The sequence below is a fragment of the Paenibacillus sp. FW126-R14 genome (assembly GCF_058789495.1).
Genome location: NZ_JBYTBS010000124.1, coordinates 1 through 2,643, shown reverse-complemented (window position 1 = coordinate 2,643; position 2,643 = coordinate 1). Strand labels below are relative to the sequence as shown.

Annotated in this window: 3 protein-coding genes; 2 read left to right on the top strand and 1 reads right to left on the bottom strand. The window is 39.0% G+C overall.

Features of this window, described 5'->3' with window-relative positions; all coding sequences use genetic code 11:
* A partial coding sequence (locus tag AC3WRW_RS32925) for an alpha/beta hydrolase (protein ID WP_492550425.1) occupies positions 1–900 on the top strand: 900 nt, incomplete at its 5' end.
* Between the two features lie 108 nt (positions 901–1,008).
* Here AC3WRW_RS32925 and msrA (AC3WRW_RS32920) read toward each other — a convergent pair.
* Positions 1,009–1,443 carry a peptide-methionine (S)-S-oxide reductase MsrA gene (msrA, locus tag AC3WRW_RS32920; protein ID WP_492550424.1) on the bottom strand — a complete coding sequence of 145 codons (435 nt, stop codon included), beginning with the start codon at positions 1,441–1,443 and terminating at the stop codon, positions 1,009–1,011.
* A gap of 136 nt (positions 1,444–1,579) precedes the next feature.
* Here msrA (AC3WRW_RS32920) and msrA (AC3WRW_RS32915) point away from each other — a divergent pair, with 136 nt between their 5' ends.
* Positions 1,580–2,098, top strand: coding sequence for a peptide-methionine (S)-S-oxide reductase MsrA (msrA, locus tag AC3WRW_RS32915; RefSeq protein WP_492550423.1), 519 nt, complete (start codon positions 1,580–1,582; stop codon positions 2,096–2,098).
* Positions 2,099–2,643: the final 545 nt, after the last annotated feature.

Genomic DNA, 2,643 nt, shown 5'->3' with positions numbered 1-2,643 from the left:
GTTTTTATTTTTATAAGAGCCATTCAAAGGAATACTTTAAAGTTTATATCGGTCCTTTCCTTCATTTTGAAAGTGGTAATTGGCACTTATTTATTTCTTTGCCTCATTATTTATCAAAACATAAACGGAATTATTGAAATGAATCATTTGGTATACCAGCCGAAGAAGATTGACCGATCTGATTTAAATAAGATTAATTATGGCAATTTTGAGGAGATTGAAATTCAAGCAATAGATCATATCAAGTTACATGGATGGCTTATAAATAATTCAAATGAAGTAAAATCGCCTCTACTTATTTACTTCGGGGGCTCTGGCGAAGAGGTATCCGATATGATGTCAATGGCTGAGAAATTGGATGGATGGTCAGTGGCGTTAGTTAATTATAGATCGTATGGACTGAGTGAAGGGGAGCCAACCAAGGATAAATTATATCATGATGCTAATCTCATTTATGATTACTTTTCAAAAAGAAGCGATATAGATGGTAAAAAAATAGTATCAATGGGATATAGCCTAGGAACGGGGATCGCAGTAAATTTATCAAGTGAACGTCCTACAATAAGTACAATACTGATTGCCCCATATGATAACAATTCCAAGTTGTTGAGTAAAAAAATATCAAACGTTTTAAAGTTGCACAATATGTTTCCGTTGTCAATTTTTGTGAAGGAATCCTTCAATTCAATAAGTAAGGCTCCCTCCATACATACTCCATTATTATGCGTAGCAGGGGATTTAGATAGAAATATTCCCATCGAATATTCGAAAAAACTTGTAGATGAATGGGGCGGTGAGAAGAAAATGAAGACGATACATTATGGCGATCACTTTTCCATTTTCTCGAGCGTGGAGGCCTGGGCGGAAATAACGAGTTTTTTGAATGATCGAAGTTCATAATATGGTGCTTGCGGTGACACTTTTGGTTGTAAGAATTAAAACGAATGGAGGAGACTGCTTCGCTGCAGCGCTCCTCTTTGTCTGATAAAGTAAAGGCCAGCAGCCGCGTTAATCCTTACTCCAGTATTTTTCAATAATGGCATCTCGCCCCGAATTGATCCGGGATTCTTTATAAAACGCAGGGTTTTTCTTATGGTAATTCTGATGATACTCCTCAGCTGGATAAAATACCGAGGCCTCCTCGATCGCCGTTACAACCGGCTTATCAAATCGACGATCGTTGCCTTGACCTGTTGCATCTGTAGGGTCGATTTGCGGCCAGTAAAGTTCGAGTAACTTCTCGTATGGGAAAATTTCCGGATCAAAGGTAATTTGCACGACTTCCAAATGACCTGTTTCCCCAGTCAGAACCTGCTCATAAGTTGGATTCTCGACATGCCCCCCCATATAACCAGATACGTTCCCGTGAATACCGGGCTGTTCCTCGAATGGAGTCACCATACACCAGAAGCATCCTCCTGCAAAAGTTGCTTTTTGCTGCATTATCATACCTCATTGCCGTAAACTCAACGCGCTAGGGAACCACAGTATACTTATACAAGGTTTAGATTTATAATGAAAAATGTCACTCAAACAAAATGTTTAATTAGCTAACTAAGGGATCGAGGGAGAGCATTTGATGCAAAAAGCAACATTCGCAGGGGGCTGCTTCTGGTGTATGGTAAGCCCGTTCGAAGAACAACCAGGGATACATGGCATTCTATCCGGTTACATGGGTGGAACGGTTGATCATCCTACTTATGAACAAGTAAAGACTGGGGAAACCGGTCATTTGGAAGTTGTCCAGATTACGTTTGATCCGGCCATTTTTCCTTATGAAAAACTGCTTGAGCTCTATTGGCCACAGATAGATCCTACAGATGATGAAGGACAGTATATTGATCGCGGCAGCCAATATCGTACGGCTATTTTTTATCACAATGAAGACCAGCACGAGCTTGCCTTAAATTCAAAAGAAGAGCTTGCGAATAGCGGACGTTTTGATAAGCCGATTGTAACGGAGATTAGGCCTGCCCTTGTTTTTTTTCCTGCAGAGGAATATCACCAGAATTATCACACCAAAAACCCCGAGCATTATAAGGAAGAACGGATCACTTCCGGACGGGATGCTTTTATCGCTCAAAATTGGAAGAAGTAATGAAATGAAAATGCCAACTATCCTTTTATGGGATGGAGGGCATTTTTTTGTGGGTGAAAAGCTTAATGGGAAATTATGTTATAATGTTGAAAGAGGAGAGTGATTATCATACAACAAGTTTCTGATTATCTGTTTATGGGGTCTTTGATTCTATTGATTGTAACTCTACTTTTTAAAGGATTAGGTTCAACAGGAGCTTCTAACAGTTTAGGAAATATTGATATTCAATTGCAGCAAGATCATAAGAGTGACTTGATTAAGCAGGATACGATTGTTTCTAGGATTTTCAAGTCTTATTTCGTATGGATTTCAATTGTTGGAATAGTAGTTTCAATCGTCTTATCTAAACTTTAATACGGTAGCATCCGCTTATGCTCATAATCATCCGACACAATTGATTCCGAAGAAGGCGCAAAGGAAATTAACTGGAAAATATCCCTCTAAATGGATTAAAAGATGACCTTCTTTGGTAGCGTCAAGAAGTTTGTGTATTAGGTCTTGTAGGGTTATTCATCGGGACGATGAATAGGTTTGTTGTCTGAACG